The 25,524-nt window shown below is 67.7% G+C and carries 23 protein-coding genes; 9 read left to right on the forward strand and 14 right to left on the reverse strand.

Features of this window, described 5'->3' with window-relative positions; all coding sequences use genetic code 11:
* Positions 1–269 (forward strand): transposase (locus tag C995_RS0113045; RefSeq protein WP_026279125.1); only part of this gene is annotated, 269 nt, incomplete at its 5' end.
* Positions 270–313: 44 nt separating this feature from the next.
* Here C995_RS0113045 and recN read toward each other — a convergent pair.
* Both recN and C995_RS0113055 read right to left on the reverse strand, forming a co-directional pair.
* Positions 314–1,975: a DNA repair protein RecN gene (recN, locus tag C995_RS0113050; RefSeq protein WP_018865359.1), complete on the reverse strand. Its 1,662-nt coding sequence runs from the start codon at positions 1,973–1,975 to the stop codon at positions 314–316.
* 7 nt (positions 1,976–1,982) lie between these two features.
* Positions 1,983–2,861, reverse strand: coding sequence for an NAD(+) kinase (locus C995_RS0113055; RefSeq protein WP_018865360.1), 879 nt, complete (start codon positions 2,859–2,861; stop codon positions 1,983–1,985).
* Positions 2,862–2,973: 112 nt separating this feature from the next.
* On the opposite strand from C995_RS0113055, the gene hrcA reads away from it, so the two are divergent.
* The 4 genes from hrcA (at position 2,974) to dnaJ (ending at position 8,082) form a co-directional block, all read left to right on the forward strand.
* Positions 2,974–4,029 (forward strand): heat-inducible transcriptional repressor HrcA, encoded by a 1,056-nt coding sequence (gene hrcA / locus C995_RS0113060; protein ID WP_018865361.1) that lies wholly within the window; start codon positions 2,974–2,976, stop codon positions 4,027–4,029.
* Between the two features lie 127 nt (positions 4,030–4,156).
* Positions 4,157–4,738 (forward strand): nucleotide exchange factor GrpE, encoded by a 582-nt coding sequence (gene grpE, locus C995_RS0113065; RefSeq protein WP_018865362.1) that lies wholly within the window; start codon positions 4,157–4,159, stop codon positions 4,736–4,738.
* Positions 4,739–4,860: 122 nt separating this feature from the next.
* Positions 4,861–6,792 carry a molecular chaperone DnaK gene (gene dnaK, locus C995_RS0113070; RefSeq protein ID WP_018865363.1) on the forward strand — a complete coding sequence of 644 codons (1,932 nt, stop codon included), beginning with the start codon at positions 4,861–4,863 and terminating at the stop codon, positions 6,790–6,792.
* Between the two features lie 141 nt (positions 6,793–6,933).
* Positions 6,934–8,082, forward strand: coding sequence for a molecular chaperone DnaJ (gene dnaJ, locus C995_RS0113075; protein WP_018865364.1), 1,149 nt, complete (start codon positions 6,934–6,936; stop codon positions 8,080–8,082).
* 305 nt (positions 8,083–8,387) lie between these two features.
* Here the strand turns inward: dnaJ and C995_RS0113080 are convergent, their stop codons facing one another.
* The 3 genes from C995_RS0113080 to epmB form a co-directional block, all read right to left on the reverse strand.
* Complete coding sequence (locus C995_RS0113080; protein WP_018865365.1) at positions 8,388–10,460, reverse strand: EAL domain-containing protein; 2,073 nt, start codon at positions 10,458–10,460, stop codon at positions 8,388–8,390.
* Positions 10,457–12,298: a PilZ domain-containing protein gene (locus C995_RS0113085; RefSeq protein WP_018865366.1), complete on the reverse strand. Its 1,842-nt coding sequence runs from the start codon at positions 12,296–12,298 to the stop codon at positions 10,457–10,459. Before C995_RS0113085 ends, C995_RS0113080 begins: the two co-directional genes overlap by 4 nt.
* A gap of 94 nt (positions 12,299–12,392) precedes the next feature.
* Positions 12,393–13,457: an EF-P beta-lysylation protein EpmB gene (gene epmB / locus C995_RS0113090; RefSeq protein WP_019623721.1), complete on the reverse strand. Its 1,065-nt coding sequence runs from the start codon at positions 13,455–13,457 to the stop codon at positions 12,393–12,395.
* Positions 13,458–13,520: 63 nt separating this feature from the next.
* Between epmB and efp the strand changes: the two genes are divergently transcribed.
* The 3 genes from efp (at position 13,521) to dacB (ending at position 16,656) form a co-directional block, all read left to right on the forward strand.
* Positions 13,521–14,084 (forward strand): elongation factor P, encoded by a 564-nt coding sequence (gene efp / locus C995_RS0113095; protein WP_018865368.1) that lies wholly within the window; start codon positions 13,521–13,523, stop codon positions 14,082–14,084.
* Between the two features lie 19 nt (positions 14,085–14,103).
* Positions 14,104–15,069 carry an EF-P lysine aminoacylase EpmA gene (epmA, locus tag C995_RS0113100; RefSeq protein WP_018865369.1) on the forward strand — a complete coding sequence of 322 codons (966 nt, stop codon included), beginning with the start codon at positions 14,104–14,106 and terminating at the stop codon, positions 15,067–15,069.
* 120 nt (positions 15,070–15,189) lie between these two features.
* Positions 15,190–16,656, forward strand: coding sequence for a D-alanyl-D-alanine carboxypeptidase/D-alanyl-D-alanine-endopeptidase (gene dacB / locus C995_RS0113105; protein ID WP_020008808.1), 1,467 nt, complete (start codon positions 15,190–15,192; stop codon positions 16,654–16,656).
* Between the two features lie 7 nt (positions 16,657–16,663).
* On the opposite strand, the gene C995_RS0113110 is transcribed toward dacB, so the two are convergent.
* Positions 16,664–17,272 carry a DUF2459 domain-containing protein gene (locus C995_RS0113110; protein WP_018865372.1) on the reverse strand — a complete coding sequence of 203 codons (609 nt, stop codon included), beginning with the start codon at positions 17,270–17,272 and terminating at the stop codon, positions 16,664–16,666.
* A 191-nt stretch (positions 17,273–17,463) separates the two neighbouring features.
* Here C995_RS0113110 and C995_RS0113115 point away from each other — a divergent pair, with 191 nt between their 5' ends.
* On the forward strand, positions 17,464–17,949 hold the full coding sequence (locus C995_RS0113115; protein WP_018865373.1) for a YhcB family protein: 486 nt from the start codon (positions 17,464–17,466) through the stop codon (positions 17,947–17,949).
* A 123-nt stretch (positions 17,950–18,072) separates the two neighbouring features.
* Here C995_RS0113115 and C995_RS0113120 read toward each other — a convergent pair whose 3' ends face one another.
* From C995_RS0113120 to C995_RS0113155, 8 genes are all read right to left on the reverse strand, one after another.
* Positions 18,073–18,468, reverse strand: a complete 396-nt coding sequence (locus C995_RS0113120; RefSeq protein ID WP_018865374.1) for a hypothetical protein — start codon at positions 18,466–18,468, stop codon at positions 18,073–18,075.
* Between the two features lie 110 nt (positions 18,469–18,578).
* Entirely contained in the window at positions 18,579–19,319 is a 741-nt protein-coding gene (locus C995_RS0113125; RefSeq protein WP_018865375.1) for a glycosyltransferase family 2 protein, read from the reverse strand.
* 9 nt (positions 19,320–19,328) lie between these two features.
* Entirely contained in the window at positions 19,329–20,051 is a 723-nt protein-coding gene (fabG, locus tag C995_RS0113130) for a 3-oxoacyl-ACP reductase FabG (protein ID WP_018865376.1), read from the reverse strand.
* A complete protein-coding gene (locus tag C995_RS0113135; protein ID WP_018865377.1) occupies positions 20,048–20,503 on the reverse strand; it encodes a hypothetical protein in 456 nt (151 codons plus the stop codon). The genes fabG and C995_RS0113135 overlap by 4 nt, the downstream gene beginning before the upstream one ends.
* Positions 20,504–20,551: 48 nt before the next feature.
* Entirely contained in the window at positions 20,552–21,328 is a 777-nt protein-coding gene (locus C995_RS0113140) for a beta-ketoacyl synthase chain length factor (RefSeq protein WP_018865378.1), read from the reverse strand.
* Positions 21,325–22,509 (reverse strand): beta-ketoacyl-[acyl-carrier-protein] synthase family protein, encoded by a 1,185-nt coding sequence (locus tag C995_RS0113145; protein ID WP_018865379.1) that lies wholly within the window; start codon positions 22,507–22,509, stop codon positions 21,325–21,327. The genes C995_RS0113140 and C995_RS0113145 overlap by 4 nt, the downstream gene beginning before the upstream one ends.
* A gap of 39 nt (positions 22,510–22,548) precedes the next feature.
* The gene (locus C995_RS0113150) at positions 22,549–24,936 is read right to left on the reverse strand and encodes an MMPL family transporter (protein ID WP_018865380.1); all 2,388 of its coding nucleotides are present in this window, start codon (positions 24,934–24,936) and stop codon (positions 22,549–22,551) included.
* Positions 24,937–25,491 carry a LolA-related protein gene (locus C995_RS0113155; protein ID WP_026279127.1) on the reverse strand — a complete coding sequence of 185 codons (555 nt, stop codon included), beginning with the start codon at positions 25,489–25,491 and terminating at the stop codon, positions 24,937–24,939.
* Positions 25,492–25,524 lie beyond the last annotated feature (33 nt).

The raw sequence follows: 25,524 nt of genomic DNA on the forward strand, positions 1-25,524 counted from the left end.
TGCAGGAGTCCGGGACCTCGGTCCAGCGACCCCCGCGGCTGGCGAAGGCCGGCTCGGGGCGGCTGCGCAAAACGCTCTACATGGCCGCCGTCGTGGCCACCCGCCACAACCCGGACGTACGGCACCAGTACCACCGTCTCCTGAGGCGGGGCAAGGCCAAGATGGCAGCCATCGGGGCAGCCATGCGCAAGCTCCTGCACATCGCCTTCGGCGTCCTCAAGTCGCAAACCCCGTATCAACCCCGAAATGACACGCCTTGCACCTCATAGGGCAAGACGGTATCTACGTTTTCCCTTGTGGTCTTCGTGCTGGACTAGCCAGCCGAGGCGAGGAGCTCGCGCGCGTGGGTGCGGGTGGTCTCGGTGAGCTGGGTGCCGCCGATCAGGCGGGCCAGGGCCTCCACGCGGCGCTCGTCGTCCAGGGGCTGGATGGCGGTGCGGGTGCCGTCCTTGCCGTGCGATTTCTGCACCTCGAGCTGCTGGTGGGCCTGGGCGGCGACCTGCGCCAGGTGCGTCACGCACAGGACCTGATGGCGCTCACCCAGGGTGCGCAGCTTGCGCCCGACGACCTCGGCGACCGCGCCGCTGATGCCGCTGTCGACCTCGTCGAAGATCAGCGTGGGCACGGTCTGCTGCTGGCTGGCCAGCACCTGTAGCGCGAGCCCGATGCGCGAGAGCTCGCCGCCGGAGGCGACCTTGGCCATCGGCTGGGGGGCGGCGCCGGGGTTCGCCGCGACGCGGAACTCGATCTGGTCCAGGCCGTGCGCCTGCGGCTTGTCGGCGGGCTCGATCGCGATCTCGAAGTGGCCGCCGGCCATGCCCAGCTCCTGCATGGTGCCGGTGACCGCCTGGCCGATGCGGCTGGCGGTCTGCTGGCGGGCCTTGCTCAGCCCCTTGGCGGCCGTATCAAAGGCGGTACGGGTCTCCTGTTCGCGCGCCTCCAGGGCCTCGAGTGTCTGGTCGCCGTTCTCCAGGGCGTCCAGCTCTGTCTGCAGTTCGTCGTGCAGGCCCGGGAGGGCCTCGGGGTCGACGCGGTGCTTGCGTGCCAGGCGCAGGTATTCGCCGACGCGCTGGTCCAGCTCGGCCAGGCGTTCCGGGTCCAGTTCGATGCCGTCGGCCAGCCGGCGCAGGGTGTCGTTGGCTTCAATGATCTGGATGCGCGCCGACTCCAGCAGCTCCAGCGCCGGGCTGACCCGGTCGTCGTGCTGCGCGGCGTCCTGCAGTGCGTGCAGCACCTGGCCGATCTGGGCATCGAGTCCGGCGTCGTCCTCGATCTGCTGGCTGGCGGTCTGCAGCGCGCTCAGCACCTCGGTGCCGTGGGCGAGCTGGTTCTGTTCGACCAGCAGTTGCGGGTATTCGTCCTGCACCGGGGCCAGTTCGGCCAGCTCGGTGGTCTGGAAGCGCAGCAGGTCGAGGCGGTCGGAGGTGTCGGCCTGGCTCTCGCGGGCCTGCTCCAGCGCCCGGGCGGCCTCGCGCCAGGCTTGATGCGCCTCGCGCACGCGGGATACCCGGTCGCCCTCGAGAAAACCGTCCAGCCAGTGGCGCTGGGTGTCGCGCTGCAGCAGTTGCTGATGGGCGTGCTGGCCGTGGATGTCCACCAGCCACTCGCCCAGCGTGCGCAGCTGACCGACCGCGACCGGGCGGCCGTTGATCCAGGCGCGGCTCTTGCCCTGACGGGTCAGTACCCGGCGCAGCAGCACCGCGTCGTCGTCGGGGTCCGCGAGGTCCTGCTCGGCCAGCCACGCGCCGGCCGGGCCCTGCCCGGGCAGGGCGAACTCCGCGGACAGGTCGGCCTGTTCGGCGCCCTCGCGCACCATGCCGGCGTCCGCGCGGTCGCCCAGTAGCTGGCCGATCACGTCGATCAGGATGGACTTGCCGGCCCCGGTCTCGCCGGTCAGGGCGCTCAGGCCCGTGTCCAGCTCCAGCTCGAGCTGTTCGATGATCGCGAAGTCGCGGATGCTGATCAGTCGCAGCATAGCGGGGTCAGGGCTGCTCGCCCCAGCGCAGCTTGGTGCGCAGCACGCGCAGGAAGTGATGCTCGCGCGGGTGGATCAGTGCCAGGTTGCGTTCGCGGCGACGGATGCGAACCAGGTCGCCGGCCGCGAAATCGAGGTTCTCCTGGCCATCCAGTGCGATCTGCGCCGGCGACCGGCTGCCGCTGGACAGGCGAATCTCCACCGTGGAGCGTCCGCTGACCACCAGCGGGCGGTGGTTCAGGCTGTGCGGACAGACCGGGACCATCACCATCGCGTCCAGCTGCGGGGTCAGGATCGGGCCGCCGGCGGACAGGGCATAGGCGGTGGAGCCGGTGGGCGTGGCCACGACCAGCCCGTCGGCGCGCAGGCGGCCGATGTCCATGCCGTCGATTGCGGTGTCGAATTCGATGATGCGGACCACGCTCAGCACATGCAGCACCACGTCGTTAAGTGCGATGCCTTCGTGGATGGTGACGCCGTCGCGGATCAGCTCGGCCTCGAGCATTGCGCGCGGTTCCAGCTCGTACGCGCCGTCGAGGACCTCGCCCAGTTCCTCGCAGGCCGTCTCCGGCGAGACATCCACTAGGAAGCCGAGGCGTCCGAGGTTGATGCCCAGTACCGGGGTTTCGCTGTCCGCGATCTGGCGGGCGGTGGCCAGCAGGGTGCCGTCGCCCCCGATCACGATCAGCAGGTCCGCTGCCTCGGCGAGTTCGGTCAGGGGAAGCAGGGAGATGTCGTCCGGGCGGTCGAAGCCGGGGATCTCCTGCTCCATGTGGACCTGGCGGTCGCGCGTGCGCAGCAGCTCCACCAGCCGTGCGACCAGTGGGCCCGTGCGCGAGTCGCTGGCCTTGCCCACCAGCCCAATCGTGTTGAATTCCGGCATCATGGCGGCATTATCCGGAAAAGGGCGGGGGACTGCATCCGTGGTTTCTTGACCTCTCCCGGCGCGGGTCGAAAACTGGCCATTAACACTCGCCTTCATGGAGCGCTGATCACCGATGGAAAACGCTGCGATCAATCTGGATGCCAGGGCCCGTACCCTGCTGCGGACCCTGATCGAGAGCTACATCCGTGACGGTCAGCCGGTCGGTTCGCGCACCCTCGCGCGCACCTCCGGGCTCAAGGTCAGTGCGGCTACAGTGCGCAATGTAATGGCGGATCTCGAGGACTTGGGCCTGATCCAGGCGCCGCACACCTCCGCCGGGCGCATCCCGACTGCGAGCGGCTACCGCCTGTTCGTCGACAGCCTGCTGGAGGTGCGCGAGCCGACGGCCGAGGAGATCCGTGCGATCCAGTCGGGTTTCGACCCGAACGCGACCACCCAGGATCTGATGGGGGCGACCTCCAACCTGCTCTCGCAGGTGACGCGCATGGCGGGCATGGTGCGCCTGCCGCGCCACCGCAATGTGGCGCTCAGCCAGCTCGAGTTCCTGCGCCTGGGCGAGCGCCGGGTGCTGGCGATCCTGGTGATCGACGGCAAGGAGGTGCAGAACCGGGTGCTGGAGCTGGAGCGCGACTTCGACCAGGACCAACTCCAGCGCATGGCCAACTATCTGAACGCGCACCTGGCCGGCAAGAGCCTGCACGCGGTGCGCGATGCCCTGCTGCGCGAGATGCGCGACGTGCGCGAGAACCTCGATGCGATGATGCTGGCGGCCATCGATCTGGGCGAGAAGGCCGTGGCCGGCGAGGACCCGGACGACGTCGTGGTGGCGGGGCAGACGCACCTGCTCAGCTACGAGGAGCTGGCCGACATCGACCGCCTGCGCCAGCTGCTGGAGGCCTTCAACGAAAAGCGCGAGATCCTCGGTATTCTGGACCAGTGCATCCGCAGTGACCGCGTCCAGATCTTTATCGGTCGCGAGTCCGGGCTCGACTGGTTCGAGAACTGTTCGGTGGTGACGGCCCCCTACAGTGTCGACGGGGAAGTGGTCGGCGTGCTCGGGGTGATCGGGCCTACGCGCATGTCCTATGATCGCGTGATTCCCATTGTGGATGTGACGGCGCGTCTGCTGGGTTCGGCGCTGGGTGATCCGGCGCAGGACACGAAATAGCCGGATACCCTTGAAACCGCCCCGGGCATCCCCACAGTCCCGATAGCCAAGGCGAATTTCTGCACGTATGCCGCCCGCAGGGTTCGGCGTGCGTCCTTCTTTTTTCACCGAATTTTACGAGGCAGACATGTCCGATCAGCGCGAACCCCAGGAACAGGAAGAGGCATTCGAGGCCGCGGACCCGAGTCAGGCGCAGGAGGGGGCTGAAGAAGCCGCTGACGATACCGAGGTACGCCTGCAGGAACTCGAGGCCCTGGCCGAGGAGCGCCGCGATCAGGCCCTGCGTGCCCAGGCGGAGCTGGAGAACCAGCGCCGGCGCTTCGAGCGCGAGCTGGAGAATGCGCACAAGTACGCGATGGAGAAGTTTGCCTCCGAGATGCTGGAGGTGTGCGACTCCCTGGAGATGGGCCTGCAGGCCGCCCGCGAATCCAAGGATGTCGAGCGCATCATCGAGGGTGCCGAACTGACCCTGAAGAACCTGAACAAGGTCTTCGAGAAGTTCGGCATCCAGGCCGAGGACCCGACCGGCGAACGGTTCGACCCGGAACGCCACCAGGCGATGTCGATGCAGGAGGACCCCGAGAGTCCCCCCAATACCGTGGTGGCGACGATGCAGAAGGGCTACCTGCTGCAGGACCGGGTGCTGCGCCCGGCGATGGTGGTGGTCTCCAAGGCGCCGACCTCGCCCAGCATCGACGAGAGCGCCTGACCGGCCAGCGGCCAATTCGGCCCGGGGACTTGAAAAGGGCGGCCCGGGCCCCAGATTCCCGTACATCCAGGCAGAGAACAACCTCTGCAACGAACATTTTTTCGCATCAGGAGAATTCAGTCATGGGCAAGATCATCGGCATCGATCTCGGGACCACCAACTCCTGTGTCGCCGTCATGGAAGGCGACCAGGCCAAGGTCATCGAGAACGCGGAAGGTACCCGTACCACCCCGTCCATCGTTGCGTTCAGTGACGACGGCGAGGTGCTGGTTGGCCAGTCGGCCAAGCGGCAGGCGGTCACCAATCCGCAGAACACCATCTTTGCGGCCAAGCGCCTGATCGGGCGCAAGTTCGAGGAAGGCGAGGTCCAGAAGGACATCAAGCTCGTCTCCTACAACATCGTGAAGGCCGACAATGGCGATGCATGGATCGAGGTGCAGGGCAAGAAGATGGCCCCGCCGGAGATCTCGGCGCGCGTGCTGCAGAAGATGAAGAAGACCGCCGAGGACTACCTGGGCGAGACCGTGACCGAGGCGGTGATTACCGTCCCGGCCTACTTCAACGACTCGCAGCGCCAGGCGACCAAGGACGCCGGCAAGATCGCCGGGCTTGAGGTCAAGCGCATCATCAACGAGCCGACCGCGGCCGCGCTGGCCTACGGCATGGACAAGAAGCGCGGGGATCGCAAGATCGCCGTGTACGACCTCGGTGGCGGTACCTTCGATATCTCCATCATCGAGATCGCCGAGGTCGACGGCGAGCACCAGTTCGAGGTGCTGGCGACCAACGGCGACACCTTCCTCGGTGGCGAGGACTTCGACAACCGCCTGATCGACTACCTGGTCGACGAGTTCAAGAAGGATCAGGGCATCGACATCAAGGGTGACCCGCTGGCGATGCAGCGCGTGAAGGAGGCCGCCGAGAAGGCCAAGATCGAGCTGTCCTCCAGCCAGCAGACCGAGGTCAACCTGCCGTATATCACGGCCGACAACACCGGGCCGAAGCACCTGGCGCTGAAGATCACCCGTGCCAAGCTGGAGAGCCTGGTCGACGATCTGGTCAAGCGCTCCATCGAGCCGTGCAAGGTCGCGCTGAAGGATGCCGGCCTGTCTGCCTCCGAGGTGGACGACGTGATCCTGGTCGGCGGTCAGACCCGCATGCCCAAGGTGCAGGAAGCGGTGCAGGAGTTCTTCGGCAAGGAGCCACGCAAGGACGTGAACCCGGACGAGGCCGTCGCGGTGGGTGCCGCGGTGCAGGCCGGCGTGCTGGGCGGCGACGTCAAGGACGTGCTGCTGCTGGACGTGACCCCGCTGTCGCTCGGGATCGAGACGATGGGCGGCGTGATGACCAAGCTGATCGAGAAGAACACCACCATCCCGACCCGGGCCAACCAGGTGTTCTCCACCGCCGAGGACAACCAGACGGCCGTGACCGTGCACGTGCTGCAGGGCGAGCGCGAGATGGCCAGCGCCAACAAGTCGCTGGGCCGCTTCGACCTGCAGGATATCCCGGCCGCGCCGCGCGGGGTGCCGCAGATCGAGGTCACCTTCGACATCGACTCCAACGGCATCCTGAACGTCTCGGCCAAGGACAAGGCGACCGGCAAGGAGAACAAGATCGTGATCAAGGCCTCCTCCGGTCTGTCCGACGAGGAAGTCGAACAGATGGTGAAGGACGCCGAGGCCCATGCCGAGGAAGACAAGAAGTTCCAGCAGCTGGTCGGCGCGCGCAACCAGGCCGACGCCCTGGTGCACTCGGCCGAGAAGTCGCTGAAGGATCTGGGCGACCAGGTCGCCGACGACGAGCGCTCCGCGATCGAATCGGCCGTCGCCGAGGTCAAGCAGGCCATGGAGGGTGACGACGCCGAGGCCATCGAGCAGGCTACGCAGAAGCTGGCCGAGGCCTCCGGCAAGCTGGCCGAGAAGGCCTATGCCCAGGGCGCGGATGCCGCGGGCGAGGCCGGGGCCGAGCAGGCCGGTGGCGAGCAGCAGGCCGACGACGTCGTGGACGCCGAGTTCGAGGAAGTCGACGACGACCAGAAGAAGCAGGGCTGATGCCGTAGCCGGTGGGGCCTGGTGCCCCACCGCCAGGGAGACCTGCGTTTCCCTGTCGATTTAACACCGCGCCCGGGGTACTCGTGACTCCGGGCGTTTGCGTGAAGGCATTCCGCGTTCGCGCGAACGATCTACCTGGGAATGACCATGTCACAACGCGACTATTACGAGGTGCTGGGCGTCTCCAAGGACGCCTCGGCCGCCGACATCAAAAAGGCCTTTCGCCGTCTGGCGATGAAGTACCACCCCGACCGCAATCCGGGGGACGAGGAGGCCGAGGCCAAGTTCAAGGAGGCGCGCGCCGCCTATGACGTCCTCAGCGACGACCAGAAGCGCGCGGCCTACGACCGCTACGGCCATGCCGGCGTCGATGGTGGTGCCGGGGGCTTTGGTGGTGCCGGGGCCTCCAACTTCTCGGATATCTTCGAGGACATCTTTGGCGACATCTTCGGGGGCGGCGGTGGTCGCGCGCGCGGTTCGCGCGCATTCCGCGGCTCCGACCTGCAGTACAACCTGGACCTGACCCTCGAGGAGGCCGTGTTCGGAACTGAGGTCAAGATCCGCATCCCGACCACCGTCTCCTGCGAGGCCTGTGACGGCTCGGGTGCCGAACCGGGCACTTCGCCGGAGACCTGTCCGACCTGTAACGGCGTGGGCCAGGTCCGTATCCAGCAGGGCTTTTTCTCGGTGCAGCAGACCTGCCCGCGCTGCGAGGGCTCGGGCAAGATCGTCGCCAGCCCCTGCAAGGCCTGCAACGGCAACGGCCGGGTGCAGGAGCAGAATACCCTGGACGTGAAAATCCCGGCCGGTGTCGACAGCGGCGACCGCATCCGCCTGGCCGGCCAGGGCGAGGCCGGGGTCAATGGTGGCCCGCCGGGGGATCTCTACGTGCAGGTGCGGGTCAAGCCGCACAAGCTGTTCCGCCGCGAGGGCTCCGACCTGCATATCGATGTGCCGATCTCGTTTGCCACCGCCGCACTCGGCGGCGAGCTGGAGGTCCCCTGCCTGGATGGCCGGGTGAAGCTGAAGGTGCCGGCCGAGACCCAGACCGGCAAGCAGTTCCGCGTAGGTGGCAAGGGCGTGCAGTCTGTGCACGGCGGCGGTGTCGGTGACCTGATCTGCCGGGTGACCGTGGAGACCCCGATCAACCTGACCAAGGAACAGAAGCAGCTGCTGCGCCAGTTCGAGGACTCGACCCAGGCGGGTGGCACCAAGCACAGCCCGCAGGCGCACTCCTGGCTGGATGGGGTGAAGGGCTTTTTCGAGGACCTGAACTTCTGGTCGAAGTAGGCTAGGGAAACACTGATTAATGTACACGCTCGCGCTCGAGTCGCTTTTGCGTGCGAACAAGGCGCGGTGACTGCCGTGCAGTCATTCTGCACAAGGGAGCCGCAACGCCGTGCGCGCGCCCGTTTTTGATAACAACGGGCGGCCGAGCCCCTGCATTCAATAGCTTGTGGGGTTGGCACCCCAGGTTCCCCGATCCTGCGTTGCGGCCCTTGCCGGTAGAACCACTACCGGCTGCGCACCACGCCTTGTCTCGGAAAACCTGGGGTGCCAACGCGAGCGCGTACATTAATCAGTGTTCCCCTAGGTCAGGTCGCCTCGAAGTCGAACGTCGGCGTGGCCAGGGGCGACTGGATGAAGTACCCCTGCACCAGGTTGACGTTCAGCCCGTAGAGCACGGCGAGCACGCTGGCGTCCTCGACGTGCGGCACGATCACCTGCTTGCCCTTGGCGTGTGCCGTGTCGACGTATTCGCGGATCGCCTCCTGGTTTTCCTCGTTCTCCGCCAGTCCCTCGACGAACGACGGGTCCAGCTTGATGTGGTCGGCCGCCAGGTGCTGCAGTAGCTGGAACGGGTTCAGGCCATTGCCAAAGTCGTCGACGCACAGGTGACTGTGCATCTCGGCCAGACTGCGCGATACGTTCATCGCCGGCTTCAGGTTGGTGACCACAGTCGGTTCCTTGAGCTCGACCACGACATTGTCGGCCGGGATGCGCAGGGCGCGGAGGTCGTCGTTGAGCCAGTTGACCACGGTCGGGTCGCCGAGCGAGCCGGTACCCAGCTTGAGGAAGAACTGAGTCTTGGGCGCGCTCTTTAGGCACTCGGCGAGTTCGCCCAGTGCGGTCTTGACGATCCATCGGTCCACCGCCGGGGCCATCCCTGTGCGTTCGGCGGCGGGCAGGAAGGCGGGGGGTTCGTGCAGGTGCCCGTCGGCATCGCGCAGGCGCACGAACACCGAATAGCGCGGCCGGTCGTTGCCGTGCAGGTGTACGATCGGCTGGAAACGAAGCTCCAGGCGGTCGTGGTCCAGGGCATCCTGTATGCGCAGCTTCCATTGCTGGTCGGCCTGACCCTGGGTCATCTCGCCCTCGGCCGGGTGGTAAAAGCGATGGACGCCGCCGCCCGCCTCGATCGCCTCCTCCAGCGCCCGGTGGGCCTGGTCGAGCAGGTCCTCTGTGCTGGGAGCGCTCTCGTCGGCGATCACCACGCCAGCCGACAGGGTGCAGTTGGTCGAGGACTGGCTAAGTTCGAATACATGGCCGGTGACGGCCTGCATCAGGCCGTGGAGGCGTTCCTCGATCTCCTGGCGGCGGGTCTCCGGCGCCAGCACGCCGAAGTGTTCGCCCTCCAGGCGGGCCGCAAGCGCGGGTTCCGGGAAATGATCCTCGATCAGCTTGCCCAGGTCCGCCAGGAGCAGGTCGGCGGCCGACATACCGACCTTTGCGCGGATCTCCGCGAAGCGGTCGACTGCCAGGGTCAGCAGGGCGAAGGGCTTTTCCGTTTCCTCGGCCCGCGCCTGGGCGCTCTCGATCATGGACAGGAAGTGCTGGCGGTTGTACAGGCCGGTGACCAGATCGCGTTGCGAGAGGAAGTCGATCTTCTCTGCCAGTTCGGGATCCTCCTGGCTGGTCTCCAGTTGCAGCTGGGTGCAGGCCTCGCCCTCTACGCTCGCGGCGGACAGGCGCAGATCGGCCTCGAACGGCATCCCGTCAACGCTTTGCAGGCGGAAGCGTGCGCGCGCGGTGTCCCCTTCCTCGCCATTGTGGAAACGGCGCAACAGCGCCTTCATCTCGCCGCGATCATCGGGCGTGACCAGATCCATCAGCGGCAGCCCGTCGACGTCGTCCGGGTCCTCGATCCCGAAGCGCTCGCGCCAGGAGGCGTTGGCGTACAGGTGCATGCCCTCGTGGACATAGGCGATCGCATCGCGGGAGTTGTCGAGCAGCAGCTGGCAGCGGCTTTCGGATTCGTGCAGCGAGGCCTCGAGACGCTGGACACGCTGGCGCAGGCGTCGCTGTTCGGCCGCGCGGATGGCCATCAGGCTCGCCAGCTCCACCTGCTCGTGGTCCACGACGGCGAAGCTCCCGGCCTCGTAGTCCAGCATCCGTTCGGCCTCCGGGCGTTCGGTTAGCAGGACCAGCGGGATGCGGCGACCGGCGTCGCGCAGGGCGGCATCGACATCCTCCCGCGAGAGCTCCAGGCCCGGCTCGATCAGCACGATCACGTCGTGCCGGGTGTTCTCCAGCGCACTGACCAGATCGTCACCGGTTTCGACCTGTTCCGGCCGTACCGCGCTACCGCGCGTGCGAATGCTGCTGATGACCTGTTCGGCGAGGTTCGGATTGGCCGTAACGAAGAGAATTCGGATCGTTTCGCTCATGCGGGTCCATTATTGCGTTCACGCGGCGAGAGCGACAGCCCGTCCGGGGTCTGGTCGGCCACCGCTTCGTTGGCTTCCATGTCATCGGGAGCAGGTCCCCCCGGCGTCAGATCGGTCATCCTGCAGCCGGCTTCGGTAAACAGTGTCGTACCCGTACGCTCGCTGTCCAGCGCCAGCACGCGCGGGTGACCGGCCAGCCAGCAGACGACGCGGCTCTCGTGATCGAACACCTGGGCCGGCATGAACAGTGCGGCTCCACGGTGATCACTGCGCAGCGAGGCAAACAGTCCCGGGTGGACTGGGCCAGCCGTGCGGCCACTGCGGTAGTGCTGCAGCTGCACCGGAAGGCCGCGCTCGGCCAGAAATTCCACCCCGATGCTGATTTCGATCTCGCCGTCGTAGCGGATCCAGCGCAGGACGCCGACCGTCCAGGAATGGCCGTCGGGAGGACGCAGGGCGATCAGATCGCCAATCAGCAGTGACTGGCGCGGCTGGGCCAGGCGCAGGCGCAGCCCTCCGGCACCGATGTCATCCACCGTCCAGTGTTCGGGGGGATGCCGTTTGGTGATCGGTGTCCGGGGCTCGTCGCGCCGGGCGCTCTCCAGTCCGCGGCTGACATTTTCCCAGGCGGTCGCCGCCATGTCGGGCGGCTCGGTTGCCTGCAGCAGCAGTTCCGGCTGCGGCCGATCCGGGCCGGAATCCACCAGGGCAAAATCGGAACCCCGTTCCGCGGCGCTCGACAGGTCGTATACGCCCACGCGGTCGGCATCGCGCGGGGTTCGCTCCGCCGAGCTGGAGGGGCTGGCGCTTCTGCGTTCCTCCAGTTCTTCGCGCAGGAAGTGCTGGATGCGCTCCAGGCCCACCAGGCACAGGCGGTGCTGCCCCTCGGTGGTTTCCCGCGAATGCTGGCGGGTGGGTAGCTGCGACCAGAGTCGCAGCAGCCGTTCGGTCAGGCTGCGTTCGTCGGGGCGCCGGTGCGGTTCCAGCAGGCGGGGGTTCTCGCGCAACCGCTCCAGCGCTGGACCGAGTTCAACGCAGCAGTCGGTATGCAGCCGCGCATGTTCGCGCAGCGTCAGCCCGGGCGGGTGGTCGCTGTCGAGGGACGCGCACAGGACCGGGAGGTCGGGATTCGCGGTCAGGGACAGCCCTTCGGCGCAGGACAGGGGCAGGCGGTCCAGCCAGCGGGCCAGCAGGTCCACCTCGCCCACCTCCAGAGCGTTGGGGTCACTGCCTCCCAGGATCATCAGGCGGGCCGTCAGGGTCTCGATCGGCGCCATGGACATTGGACCATAGCGGGCTTCGGCCTGTGCGGGGGCCTGCGCGATGCCTTGCTCGCGTGCCCAGGACAGAATGGCGTAGGTACGTCGCCAGAAGGCATCCGGGAGCGGCTGGTAAAGGCGCCAGTGGTGCACGGCCCGGGATGCGCTCAGGGCCATGGCGGCCTGCAGGGCGCGGGTGCCCGGTTCGCCCTGCCCGTTGTGCTCGCGCGCGATCAGCAGCCAGGCGACGAGCAGACCCTCGAGCGCTTCGGCCTGTTCGCGCGCAAGCTTCAGGCTGCGTGGCCCGAGCGGGAGCGTCCGCTGGTGCAGGGACTGCTCCATGCGCTGCAACAGGGGCAGCAGGGATTCCTCCAGGACCGTAATCAGCGCGAAGCGGTGTCCCGGCTCCAGTGCGAGGCCATTGAGTTCGTTCAGCGCCTGGCGCAGGCGGGAACAGGCCGATTCCGGGTCGGCCGACGGGAGCGCCTGGCACCACTGGCGCAGGCTGCGCGGCTGGCGATGCGGGAAGCTCTCGGGGCTGGCGGTGCGGGTGGGCAGTTTGGGCAGGGCGTCGGTCATGACAGGGTCTTGAGGTCGCACCGCGGGTGGCCGGACATCCGCTCACTGTAGCACCTCCGGTGGAGAGTGCTAATCCGAGGCTGCGGATGCGCCTTCACGCCTCGTTCCATCGGGGTGTCTTGCCGGGCTGGCCGGGGATCTCGCGGACCAGGCGGGGCACCAGGTAACCGGGCAGCCGGGCCTGCAGCGCCCGGTGCAGTTCGATCGCGCGGTGTTCCGCGACCTCGAAATGGGCGGTACCCCGGGTGCGGTCGAGCAGGTGGAGGTAGTAGGGCAGAATCCCGTGGCGAAAGCCGGCCTCCTGGAGTTCGCACAGGGTGTCCGGATCGTCGTTGATTCCGGCCAGCAGTACCGCCTGGTTCAGCAGCGTGATGCCGCGCTCGCGCAGGCGGGCGAGGGCGGGGGCAGCCGGATCGGCAAATTCCTGCGGATGATTGGCATGCAGGACCAGTACATGGTGCAGGCGTCCCGTGCCCAGCCAGCCCAGTAGCTGGTCATCCACCCGCTCCGGCAGGACGACCGGAAGCCGCGTGTGGATGCGCAGGCGTTCGAGGTGGGGGATGGCCTCCAGACGCCGGAGCAGATCCGCGAGGCGGTGATCCGTCAGCGACAGGGGGTCGCCACCGCTCAGGATCACCTCGCGGATGGATGGATCGGCCTTGATGTAGGCGAGCGCCGGCGCCCAGTCCTCCCGGGACGCGTTGTGTTCGGCATAGGGGAATTCGCGCCGGAAGCAGTAGCGACAGTGCACGGCGCAGGCCCCGGTCGTCAGCAGCAGCACGCGACCGTGGTACTTGTGCACGAGGCCGGGGGCGGCCAGGGCATCGTGGTCGCCCACCGGGTCCGCCACGAATCCCGGGTGTTCCTCGGTCTCCCGAAGCTGCGGGAGCACCTGCAGCAGCAGCGGGTCCCGCGGGTCGCCCTTGCGCATGCGCGCGAGATAGCTCCTCGGGATACGCACCCGAAACAGGTCATGGCCTGCGTGCAGCCCGGGCAGGCAGACCGGATCCAGATCCAGTTCGAGAGCCAGGGATTCGGGGTCGCGGATCGCATGGGCAAGCGCATGCTGCCATGCGGGCGTGGCGGGTGCGGCATGGGTCTGGCGGGTCGGCTGGGTTCCCCGCGGCGTGCGCGTTATCATGATGGGCTTTGTGGGCATGGCGGGCTCTTTCATGTGGGCGGTCATGTCCGCGCCACGCAATCGCTTGAGGACTGACGCGCAATGGCAACCTACAGTACCAACGAATTCAAGGCCGGTCTCAAACTCCTGCTGGATGGCGATCCGCAGGCCATCGTCGAGAACGAATTCGTCAAGCCGGGCAAGGGCCAGGCCTTCAACCGCGTCAAGCTGCGCAACCTGCGCACGGGGCGGGTGCTGGAGAAGACCTTCAAGTCCGGCGAGTCGGTCGAGGCGGCCGATGTCATGGACACCGAGATGCAGTACCTCTACAACGATGGCGAGTTCTGGCACTTCATGGTGCCGGACACCTTCGAGCAGTATGCCGTTGGCGAGGCGGCGCTCGGTGACGCCGGGCAGTGGCTGAAGGAGCAGGATGTCTGCACCGTGACCCTGTGGAACGGCGAGCCGCTTTCCGTGGTGCCGCCGGCCTTTGTCGAGATGAAGATCACCCAGTGCGACCCGGGCGTGCGCGGTGATACCGCCCAGGGCGGCACCAAGCCGGCAACGCTCGAGAGCGGGGCCGTGGTCAAGGTCCCGCTGTTCGTCGAGGAGGGCGAGACGGTCAAGGTCGACACCCGTTCCGGCGAGTACGTCTCGCGCGTCTGATCGTCGCGGGCGACCGGGTATGACCGACTGGCGACCGGGCGCCGCGGCGGCCCGGGAGGCGCGCGCGCGGCTGCTGGCCGGTCTGCGCGGGTTCTTTGCCGCGCGCAACGTGCTCGAGGTGGAGACCCCGATCCTGAGCCACGGGGCCCCGCTGGATCCGATGGTCGAGAGCTGGACCGCGGCCAGCCCGGACGGCGCCAGCGGCTATCTGCAGACCTCGCCGGAATACCCGATGAAGCGCCTGCTGGCCGCGGGCGCGCCCGACATCTACCAGATCGCGCGCGTCTTTCGGGGTGGCGAAGCGGGGCCCCGCCACAATCCCGAATTCACGCTGCTGGAGTGGTACCGCCACGGGCTGGATCACCGCCGCCTGGCGCGCGAGGTGGTGGCCCTGATCATGACCCAGGCGGCACTTGATGCGGCCTGGAGGCAGCCGAACCACCTGCGCGAGATCTCTTATCGGGCGTTGTTCCGGAATCACCTGGGGGTGGACCCGCTGACGGTGGAGGCCGCGGAGCTGCAGGCCGTTGCGGCACGGCAGGGGCTGGAGATCCAGGGGGAGCTGGACCGGGACGCCTGGCTGGACCTCCTGATCAGCCTGGTGATTGCCCCGGCGTTTCCGGACGACCGGCTCACGGTGGTGTTCGATTATCCGGAAACTCAGGCGGTGCTGGCGCGTCCCTGTGACCAGGATACCCGACTCGCGGCCCGTTTCGAGGTGTACTGGGGGGCGGTGGAGCTGGCCAACGGCTACCACGAGCTGTGCGATCTTGCCCAGTTTCGCGAGCGGCGCGAACGGGATCAGGCCATGCGTCGCCAGCGGGGTCAGGAACTCCCCGAGCCGGATATCCATCTGGAGGCCGCACTGGAATCGGGACTGCCCGACTGTGCCGGGGTGGCGCTGGGTGTGGATCGCCTGCTGATGTGCCTGCTGGGCGTGGAGCGTATCGAGCAGGTCATCGACTTTCCATTCGAGCGGGCCTGAGACGGATTCGGGATTGCCCAGAATGGATTGTCGGTTTGTTGCCCCGGGGCTTGCCAGGCCCCCGTTTGCGGGTGACTATGGTGACGTCGATCCGGTGTCCGCTGCGGGATGGTAGCTGCGATGCGTGTGTGTTTTTTCTGTTTGACCCGGTGGGCGCGCCGCCGGGCGATTCCCTTCTGGGCCCTGTGCATGGCCGTGTTGCTGGCGGCACTGCCGGCTCAGGCGCAGTTCGAACACCTGCCATCATCGCTGCAGCGAGCCATACAGGCGCAGGGGCTGTCGCCCGACTCGGTGGGTCTCTGGGTGCAGCGGGTGCCGGACGGGGCCGTGCTGGCCCGGCTGAACGCCGATACCCCCTACAACCCGGCCTCGACGGTGAAGCTGGCCACCTCGCTGGCCGCCTTGCACGAACTGGGCCCCAATTACACCTGGAACACCGAGATCTGGGCTACCCGTCCGATCCGGGATGGCGTGCTGCGCGGTGACCTGGTGATTCGCGGTACTGGCGACCCGGGCATGGTCAGCGAGGAATACTGGGGCATGATCGGCGAGCTCCGCCGTACCGGTCTCAAGCGGATCGAGGGTGACGTCATCCTGGATGCGAGTCATTTCCAGCTGCCGGACGCGGACCCGGGCGACTTCAACGGGCAGCCATTGCGGGCGTACAACCAGCTGCCGTACGCCCTGCACGTGAATTCCAACGCCCAGCGCTTCCATGTCCGTCCCGAGCGGCGCGGTAACGGCATCGACGTTGTGGTCGATCCGCCACTGCCCGGGCTGGAGGTTGTCAATCGCCTGCAGCCGACGCGCGGGGGCTGCGGCGAATGGCAACGGGGTATCCAGCTCAACGTGGATGAGGATGCCCAGCGGGTGACCTTCTCCGGACGGTACCCGGTGAACTGCGGCAATTACGAGATGCTGCGCTCGGTGCTCTCGCCGGAAGACAACCATGCCGAGATGTTTCGCATGGCCTGGCAGCAGTGGGGTGGCGAGCTGGAGGGGACGGTGCGTACGGGGGTGCTGCCCGTGCTGCATGACGAGCCGATCGTGCGCCACCGCTCGCGACCCCTGTCCGACCTGATCCGGGTCTCCAACAAGTGGAGCTCGAACGTGATGAGTGATCACTTGCTGCTGACCCTGGGGGCGCGCAAGCACGGCCCGCCTGCGACGATGGACAAGGGGCGCGAGGCTCTGATGGATTCGTTGCGCGAGATGGACGTGAACGTCGGCGGCATGGTCATCGACAACGGTTCGGGTCTCAGCCGCGACGCGCGTATGACCGCACGGCAGCTTGGCCAGATTCTCGAGGCCGGATGGAAGCACCCGCATCGTCCGGAGTTTCAGTCGTCCCTGGCGTTGTCAGGGCTGGATGGAACCCTGCGCAACCGTTTCCGCAATGGAGACCTTCGCGGGCAGATGCACCTGAAAACCGGCCACATCAACGAGGTCTCGGCGGTGGCAGGCTATGTCCGCACCTCCGGTGGCGACGACGTGATCGTCGCGGTGCTGGTTAACGGGTCGCGCGCGCACATCGGCAACGGGCGCAATCTCCAGGATGCGGTCCTGGAATGGGCGCACGGCCTGTAGACAAGGATTAGCGGGTTTCGACCCGCCAGTTCGACAGGATCGGTTTCTTCGAGACCTCGATGTCCAGCGTCTCCAGCCACTGCGCTACCACGCGGTTCGAATTGTGCCGCAGGGTGTAGGCATCCGGGTGGCCGACAAAGCTCATGCCCCAGGTGTCCGAATCGACGCGCTCGTCGGCACCCTCTTCCCATATGGTCTCCAGTTTCTCGACCAGCGCGCGCACCCGCCCGGCCGGAACCTCGACGTGGTGGACGTCCTCCAGGGGTACGCGCAGCCCGCCGCGCAAGGCCGCGTTCAGATCCGTGCCTTCAAGCTCCTGGCGGCCCAGTGCCGCCGGAGTCGAGGCAAAGACGGCCGCAAGCATCGCGCCCGGCCCGGTGTCGCGCTCTACATAGAACGACCAGTCACCATAGGAATAGCGCAACCATTGTCCGGGCTGCTCGCCCGGGAGCACCAGGCTGGAGTGGCGGCCATGGTCGAGCACGACCACTATGACCGGATCCTCGGGATCGGCCGGGGCCTTGAGCGTGGTCGGTGCACAGCCGGACAGGAGCCCGGCCAGCGTGATGATCAGGGGCAGGGCGATCCAGTGCGCGACAGGTACTCGGCGCATCATTCAGCGCCCATCGGTGGCGTGAATCGAGAATCGCGATGGAAGATCGAGCATGTACCCCTCGTCAGGTTGATCGGGTTCCATTGACGTGGTTTGCGTGAAACGAGATTAGCACGGCAGCCGAGGGGTTCGGCGAGTGCGTTCGCGGTGGTCGTGCGGCACAATGACCCGGTGTTTCCTTGTGGAAGGTGACAGTGGAAGAGCAGACGGCAGTCGGGCTGTGGACGGCCCTTGGCATTCTGGCGATCGTGGTGGCCGGCCTGGTGGGTTTCTGGGTGGGGCGTGTGACCAGTGATGAACGCAAACTCATCCGCGAACTGGAGGAGGAACTGGACCGGCGCATGCAGGAACTGACGCGTTATCGGAGCCAGGTCAACGATCACTTCGATCGCACGGCCACCCTGTTCGCCACCATGGCGGGTTCCTATCGCGATCTTTACCATCATCTTGCGCAGAGCGCCGAGGAGCTGGCGGACAAGCCCACGCGGGACCGCCTGGAGGATCGCGCGGGACGCCTGTTGTCGAATGTGCCGAATCGAGATTATGGCACTGGCGAAGGCCGCGACCCTCGCGAAAGCGACTCGGAGCCGGAGGGCGAGGCGCCCGACCGGCGCTACGAGAGCGATTACCGGGAGACCTCCGGCACTGACAGTCGCCCGCCGCGACCACATAACGATTAGGGAGGCGCAGGGCCGAAGGCTCCTGCCTGCCCCGAGGGCGGCTGCGGATCGGTGGATCAATAAAAGGCCGGGCGAGAGCCCGGCCTTTATGTTTCCTGTGTGACCCCTGAGCGAAGCGGGGAGTCAGAGTGCCGAGATTTCCGCCCGGATCTGGTTGTCCAGGTTCTGCACCCAGTTGTTGTAGTTCGGGTGGATGCGTCCGTTCTCGTAGTCGAGGTTGGAGCTGTCCTTGTAGCGGATGCTGTATTCCCCGTCCCCATAGGGGATCTCGACCACCGCGATGTGGTCGCGCAGCGACAGTCGGCCTTCGAGCAGGCCGGGCTCGGTTTCGCTCATCTGCCAGCCGAGTGCCGCGCCGGCATTGCGGATGGCCTGTTGCATCTGTTCAGCACCCGGACGATCGCCGTGTACATCGGTGACCGTGGTGTCGCTGACGTCATGCACCGGGGCTGTGCCGCGGCAGCCCGCCAGTACGAGCACGCTGGCCACGAACAGGATCAGCAGGAGTCTTCCAGACATGGTGTGTCCCTTGATGGTGGATGATCCCCTCGCAGTGTAGGCAGCGTGATCACGAATTGCCATGACTGTCCCGGGAAAAAGGTTTAGGAATCCGTTCCTTGCCGCGATCTTCAGGGCCTGCGAAGCAGCCCCAGATGCCGCAGCAGGCCCAGTGGATGCAGGCCGCGTGCAAGCAGGCGCAGGGCCACCATTCGGATGATGCGCAAGGTATCGGTGGTGGCCCGGAAATGGCTCGCGCGATGCTGATCCGGATAGATGCAGCGCACGGGCACCAGGGTGACGGGGAAGCCCAGGCGCTCGGCCTCGATCAGGGCCTCGCTCTCGAATACGAAGCTGCGGCGCTCGCCATGGGGCAGTGCGAGCCGGCGCAGTAGCGCGGCGGGGTACAGGCGAAAGCCGGATTGCGAGTCGTGCAGCGGCTGCCCCGAGGCCCAGCCGATCCAGAAGTCGGCGGTCCGGTTGCCGAACAGGCGCAGGCGGGGCGTTGTTTCCCGACCCTTAAGCCGTGCCCCGATCACCAGACGCCGGGGCTGGGCCTGCCAGGCGGCGATCAGGCCGGGAATTTCCGAGGCATCGTGCTGGCCATCGCCATCCAGCGTGATCACGGCATCGGCCCCCTGTTCCAGGGCGTGCTGCATGCCCGTCCACAGGGCGTTCGCCTTGCCTCGGTTGTCGGGCAGGCACAGGAGTTCGACCCTCCCGGGTTCGGTTTCGACCTGGTCGGCAGTGTTGTCCCGCGAGCCGTCGTCGACCACGATCACCCGGTCGACATGCGGGCGTGTAGCCGCGACCACAGCGGCGATCGTGGGGCCCTCGTTATGGGCCGGTATCAGCGCGTGGACGATTGCCATTGGCTGGGTTCAGGCCAGTGCGCCATTGATGCCGATCACCTGGCCGGAGACATAGCCGGCCTGCTCGGAGGCCAGATACGCCACCAGTCCGGCGACCTCCTCGGGGCGTCCGGCGCGCTGCGCGGGCACCATGCGCCTGATCGTCTCGGCGTCGAAGCTCGACTCGCTCATCGCGGTCTCGATGATCCCCGGCGCGACCGCATTGGCCGTGATGCCGCGCGACCCGACCTCCTGCGCCAGCGAGCGGATGGCCCCGTGCAGTCCCGACTTGGCCGCGGCGTAGTTGGCCTGGCCGCGGTTGCCGACCACGCCGGCCACCGAGGAGATCGCGATCACGCGCCCCCAGCGGGTGGTGATCATGGGCAGCAGCAGCGGCTGGGCCACGTTGTAGAACCCGTTGAGCGCGACATCGATCGGCCGGGCCCATTGTTCCGGGCTCATGCCGGCCAGCGGCGCGTCGTCGTGCACGCCCGCGTTGTGCACGAGGATCTGCACCGGCTGCGCAGCCGCGACGGGCTCCAGCTGCTCCCGCGCGGCATTGGCATCGGTGATGTCGAAGACCAGGACATCCGCCTGGCCGCCGCCGGAGTGGATCTGTTCGGCCAGGTCCCAGGCGGGGCCCGGGTTGCGATGCGCGTGCAGCAGGACCTCGCAGCCGCTATCGGCCAGCGCCCGCGCGATGGCCTGGCCGATAGCGCCGCTGGCACCGGTGATCAATGCACGATGGCTCATGTCGGGGTGTCCTCGGTTTGCAGGATCACGGTCGCGCGCGCGGACAGGACGGGGTCGCCGTCGGCCGATACCTCGAGATCGTAGATGGAGCTGTTGCGATCGGACATCACGCTGCGGGCCGTTATGTCAAGGTCCGTGTCCAGGTCGTCCAGCAGCGCCCGCCGCACGTGCAGGTTACGGACCGCGGCCAGGAAGCCGGCCTTGGGTGGCCCGGTGTCGGCCAGCAGGGCGCCATGCACGGCCATCGCCTGGGCGCCGTACTCCAGCGCCGCCAGGGCCGGGAGCCCGGTGGCGTTACGCAACGGGTTTTCGGGGTCGCGGTGGCTGATAGCGCGGCAATGGATCGCCTGATCGTCCCATGCGACCACCGCCTCCAGCAGGCACATTGCGCCTGCATGCGGCAGCAGGCGGCAGATCGCCGCGTGGTTCAGTTGGGGGCTGGCGGCCTTCATGTGGGATCGTCCTGATCCGTCGCAGAGATTGGGAAAACCGCGGAGCGATCAAGGTGTGACGCGGATCTCCAGCGATCGTCCCAGCGGCGCGGCAAGCGTAACATGACCGCCCTCGCCGCGCGCGAGCACCTCCAGCAGTGGCAGGGCGCGGGCGGCAGGGTTGGTGCCGCGCAAGGCTTCCAGTGCATCCTGGCGGCAAGGGGTGGGATCGCCGGCTTCTCCCAGGGTCAGCTCGAGTGTGGGCCGCCGGGCTCCCGCGGGGCCGAGACGCAGTGCTACGGCAAATGGCTCGGTGACGGGCCGTGCGCGCCGGAATGTGGGCATGGAGGCGACATCGTAGGCAGCCAGCAGGACCTCGCCACCCTCGGCCTGCTGCAGCGTGGCGGCCTCCAGCAGGCCCGCCGCCAGGGTCGCAGTGAAGCCCGAGATGGCCGTGGCGGGGGCCGGATTCCCTGTGGCGATCGACCAGTTTCCGGCCGGCGCGTTGTGGACCGAGTTGTGGAACTGTACGGGCGAGACCATGGGCTCGGGCTGCGTCAGGGCCTCGCAGATGCGGTCGATGATGTCCATGTCCCCGGAGGACGAGGCGAACACGGACCGCAGCTGGCTGCGATCGCAATCGGTCGTGGCCTCCTCCGCGACCTTCAGTGCCAGGCGAATCGTGTCCGTTGTGCGGCGGCGCTCGTTGGCCGGCAGCAGGGTGGTCGGCGGGATGGCGACCGGCGTCAGCTCGTGGGCCTTCTGTCCGGCGAGGACGGGGTGCGCCGAGGCGAAATCGGCCAGGCCCGGGCCCAGCAGGCCGATGGCCGCAATACCGACCTTCATGCGGCCTCCAGTAGCAGGCTGCAGTTGTTGCCGCCAAAGCCGAATGCGTTTACCAGTACGTGGCGGATATCGCGTTCCTCAGCGACCCCTCGTGCGTCCAGTTCAAGTTCAGGGTCCGGGTGGTCGAGTCCTGCCGTGGCGGGTACGAAGCCCCTCTCCAGGCTTTCCAGTGCCTGGGCGACCCCGACCGCACCGGCTGCGCCCAGCGTGTGGCCGGTCAGGCCCTTGGTGCCAGCGGCGCGGCTGTGCGCGCCAAACAGGCGCGCCAGGGCGCGCGCCTCGGAGCGGTCGTTGGCCGGCGTCGCGGTGGCATGCATGAGCACATAGTCGATGGCCCCGGCGGGTCGCTGTGCCCGCGCGAGGGCCTGCTCCATGGCCCGTGCCGCACCAAGCCCTTCCGGATGCGGGGCGGACATGTGATGGGCATCGCTGGATTCGCCGTGGCCGATCAGTCGGGGACCGGCCGCACCGCTGTCGGTCTTTTCCAGCAGGAAGAAACCGGCGGCCTCGCCGATGGAGATCCCCGCGCGCTCGGTGTGCAGTGGGCGACACGGGCCCGGTGCCACGAGCTGCAGCGCATTGAAGCCGTACAGGGTCATCCCGCAGAGGCTGTCGACTCCGCCCACCACGGCGGCATCGCAGAGCCCGGCCGCGATGAAGCGCTCCGCATCGGCAAAGACCTTGGCACTGGACGAGCAGGCCGTGGAGACCACCATCGCCGGTCCCCGCAGCCCGAGCCGGGTAGCGACGAAATCGGCCAGCGAGAACATGTTCTGCGTGTGCTGGTAGTCGTAGTCCGGTGGCAGCTCCCCGGTGGACGGGTCGCGGCGGTGGTAGGCCTGTTCCGTCGCCGCGATCCCCGAGGTGCTGGTACCCATCAGGACTGCAATGCGTCCGGCGCCGTAGCGCTCGCGGGCGGTCCCGATGGCCTCGGCGAAGCCATCCTGGCGCAGCCCCAGCTCGGCCAGCTGGTGATTGCGGCACTGGAACGGGGCCAGGTGATCGGCCAGAGCGATGTCCTCGACGCCCGCCACGCGCCCGATATGGGTGTCCAGCCGCACGGAGTCCAGGTCGCAGGGGCGCAGTCCGCTGTCCCCTTGGTGCAGGGCATCGGCATTGGCCTGGCGGCCGGTTCCGTTGGCGGAGGTCAGGGTGTGAGCGGAGATGACCAGTGGCTTCATTCGGCGGGCTGCGGTTGGCGGGAGATTGGCTGCAGGGGTTTATTGATGTTCCGGCACTGTACGGCGCGACCGGGGGGGCTGCGCCAGAAGCGCGGCTGCGAGAAAGGAAAATACCACGCCCAGCACCACCGTGAGACCCATGGCCCGGAGCACCGGCAGACTGGACAGGGCCAACAAGCCAAACACGGCCACGGTGGAAAGCGCGCAGATACTGACCGAGGCGGCCGTGCGCAGTCGTGCCTGGAGGTCTTTCAGGGGGCGGCTGAAAAACACTGCGTAGTCCAGACACAGCCCGACGATCAGCAGCAGTGCAATCAGATGGAACAGGGACAGGGAGATCCCGAGCAGGATCAGGGCGGCCACGGTCAGGACCAGGCCACTGCCCACCGCCGTCAGGATGCGCAGGCTGCGCCCGGGGGCGCGGGTGACCAGCAGCAGCAACAGCGCCACGGCCCCCACGCCGAGGGCCAGCCGTTCCAGCGCCTGATCGCGGAATTCGCTGACCAGGTCCTCCGACGCGCGCAGGAAATCCACGTGCTGCACGCCCACGTCGCCCAGCTCGGGCAGGTCCGCCAGCGGTTCCCGCTGCAGCCAATTCCTGACCTCCGTCGCGTCCTCTACGCCGCTCAGCCGCACCCAGGCCATCCAGTCGCCGCGGTCCTCGCCCGGCATCAGCAGGGTGCCTGTCGTCTGGCGCAACGGGCCGTCGGGCAGTGTGGCCAACGTGAGCGGTTCCAGATCGCGGGAGCGGGCCACATCCTCCAGAAAGGGATCGAAGGCGTCCGCGCGAAAACCCAGCCCGTCGATGGCGGTGTCCAGCCGCTCGCGCAGGGTGTCCGTGGCGGGCAGGGCCTCCTGGCGTGTGCGCTGCAGGGCCTGGCTCGGCAGGGCCCTGGCCGCATGGTCGTAGGCCGTCAGCGTTTCCTGATGGCGCAGATCTTCCAGACCCGGGGTCAGTGCCTCGGCGGCCTGCAGTGCCCGCTCGGGGTCGGGCGCGGTGATCAGCAGGGCATGGCGAATATCCGGAAGCCCCAGGGCGTGGCGCAGTTCGCGGTCGCGGTCGATGTGCTCCTGTGGCACCGGGTGCAGCGCGCCCAGGTTGTCCTCCCAGGGGAACGGGTCGGTGCTGGCGATCACCACCAGGGCCCCCAGCACCGCGGCTGCCAGGATCCAGCGCGCCGTGAGGGGCGGCTGTGTCAGCGCGGTGGGTACGGGCAGGCGCGCCGGGGGCACCCCGTTGCGCTGGAGCACCTGCGGCATCAGGCGGGGCAGCACCCAACGCGTGGTGATCGCGGCCACGCCGACACCGGTCAGCACGAACAGCCCGAGTTGCGCCATGCCGGAAAAGCCCGTGATCGCCATCAGCGCGTAGACCAGTACCGTGCTCCCGGCCCCCAGGCCGATTGCCGGCCACAGTTCGCGCGCGACGCCGCGCATCCCGTCACTCGGGGGGTTCCGGCTGTGTGCGAACAGGTGCAGCGGGTAGTCGAGCGCGATGCCCAGCACCGTAATGCCGAACGCCAGCGCGATCCCGTGCAGGTGACCAAACACCAGCGTTACCACCGCGGCGCCGGCCAGGATGCCGGTGGCCAGCGGAACGGCCGCGAGCCAGACCGGATGGGGGTGGCGGAACACGGCCAGCAGCAGTGTGGCCAGGGCCAGACTGGCGGCCAGGCTGAAGGCGGTGATCTCGCCCCGGATGCGCCCGCGCGATTCGACCGCAATCACCGCAGGCCCTGCGACGAGCAGGTCCAGATCGTCCGCGTACTCGGCGAAGGCCTCGTCGAGGGCCTTCAGGAGCGCCTCCTGGCCATCCAGGTCCATGCCGTCGGCCGCACTGTGCAGGACCAGCACGGCGCGGTCGCGTTCGGGGTCGATCCAGACCCCGTGACGGTCGCGTTGCCCCGCGCCCCCGGCCTGACCGAGCTGCTCCAGCACCACGAGCGATTCGCCCGTGGGGTCGCGGCCAATCAGTTCCCGGGGCATCAGGGGGGCGGCGCTCCCGAGGTCTTCTCGGCGCTCTTCCAGCTGTGCGCGCAGGCTCTCGGTGGAGAAGCGCTCCGGCGTCACCTCGGGGCTCAGGAGATAGCGGTGCTCGAGCAGGAAATCCAGCGCGGGATCATCCGGGTCGAGCCGCCCGTTGCGGATCTCCGCGACTGTGGGGTGGTCGTGCAGCGCCTGGGCCAGGTGGTCGCTGGCATCCGCACGTAGTGCGCTGCTGCCGCCCTCGATGCCCAGCAACAGGATCTGTCCGGCCGGACCGCCCCCGGGATCCAGCGCAATCCCGCTCTCGGTGACCGGCTCGGGGGTGAACCCCTGGAGGTCGGTTACCAGTTCGCCCCGCCATAGCAGTATGCCGGCCGCGACCAGCAGCCCGATCAGCCAGAGCGCGGGTCCCGGTGACAGGTAGAGGCGATTCGGCACCAATCAGTCGCCGTCTCGGGGGTCGAGCTGCATGCGGCTGTGGCGGCCCCCGGATTCCTCGGTATCCAGACGCAGGAGGGCATCGCCCTCGCCGCGGAGCTCGAGCCCGAGGATCATGCGGCGAAGGGCACGGTCACGCGGGGTGAGTTCCAGTTTCCAGGCCTCGAGGTCGCCCTCGGTCTCGACCTCGAAGTGTTCTTCCAGTCCCTCGCGCTCCCCCTTGGCAAGGGAGCGGAACAGGGCGGCAAACGCGGCCAGGCCCGGCTGTTCGTCCAAGTCGACTTCGCGGCTGGAGCCCCGGCGTTCCACGACGACCTGACGACCCTCGATGCGAACGCGTTCGCCGCCATCGCCATCCATGCGGCGTTCCAGGGTGTCCGGCGGCTCGAACACCAGCGTGCCGGTGCGCGTCTCGGGGAATTCGAGCAGGGGGTCTTCGCGTGTCTCGCGGAAGTCGATGTGCGAGGGCGGATCATCGGCCAGTGCTTCCAGGATCCGGTCCAGCGTGTCCCCGGAGGTCTCCGCCTTTGCGAACAGCGGGCAAGCCAGCAGGAGCAGCATCAATGCCAGTGTCCTGGCCCCTGGCGGGTG

This window comes from Thioalkalivibrio sp. ARh3, assembly GCF_000377265.1.
Lineage (GTDB): Bacteria > Pseudomonadota > Gammaproteobacteria > Ectothiorhodospirales > Ectothiorhodospiraceae > Thioalkalivibrio > Thioalkalivibrio thiocyanoxidans.